1 protein-coding gene is annotated in these 951 nt (G+C 62.0%); it reads right to left on the bottom strand.

Annotated elements, in window-relative coordinates:
- Positions 1–384 (bottom strand): hypothetical protein (locus DB032_RS24165; protein ID WP_158274305.1); only part of this gene is annotated, 384 nt, incomplete at its 3' end.
- Positions 385–951 lie beyond the last annotated feature (567 nt).

The following is a 951-nucleotide window of genomic DNA, read 5'->3' as shown; positions in this document are numbered from 1 at the left end:
GTAGATCTGGTGCTGGCTGTCCACATGGCGGTAAACCCGGACCCGGTCGGCGCCCAGCAGCATCATGATTTCCAGATAGTTGAAGAAACCCATCCACTGGCCGCGTCCGGCGCGGTCGTCAAAATCGATGTCGCGCGCGACGCGGCTGAGCAGGCCTTTGCCGACGTATTCCCGATTGTCCTTCAGCCATTGCAATAGGTGAGCCGCGCATTCGCGGCCGTAGGCGTGGTCGGCGAGGAGATCCTTGCTGGGCGTAGGCATTTGCCAGTAATGCGGGTAGGTGCGGCCGGGGCAGAAGCGGACGAAGGGGAGCAGTGCGCTCTGTTGTTCCAGGGCGTTCAGCTTGTAGCGACGGCGCGGGGGAAAGTTTTGAGGGTGTTGCATGGTGTTTCTCCTGCTGTGACACAAGATAAACCACCTGCCGGGGAAGGCTGAGGTATTAGGCAGGCGCGTGGCAGGATTGGCGTACCGGACTGTCTCCAAACCGGCGAGTGCCATGGCACTCCCCCACCATGCGCCTGCCAAATAGCGCGGCCATGGTAAAACAGCCTGCGCAGTTGCTGCGTAGGCCACAAAGATGGAGATGTACCGGGACGCCAATCCCGGGTGCCGCGTGTAGGCGGCAACGGGGGGATTGTTGCCGAGGGGGCGGGCGGGGTCAAGGTGGGGCGGTTGCTTTGGCTAGGTGGGTGGGTTTTGAATCCGCTGCGCGGATGATGATTTTCATTACCGGGGCTGCCCGGCAGGCAGGAAGGGGAACAACTCGGCCAAATTCCCTATCACTGAGCGAATCAAAGATTCGCACGTAGACACCCCAAAGGCCGCCCTGCAAGCCTGGCCTACGGCTTCCCGCCGGTTCCCGTCAGGCCCGAGGCGCGGCTGAACCCGCGATTTGCTAACGTCAAATCGCTCAAACAGGGCAGCCGCTTAAGACCTCGGGCCTGCCACCCG

The organism is Chromobacterium sp. Panama (assembly GCF_003052555.1).
In the GTDB taxonomy this organism is placed as follows: domain Bacteria; phylum Pseudomonadota; class Gammaproteobacteria; order Burkholderiales; family Chromobacteriaceae; genus Chromobacterium.
Note: the sequence above shows the minus strand (reverse complement) of the source record. Positions and strands in the feature narration are given on the sequence as shown.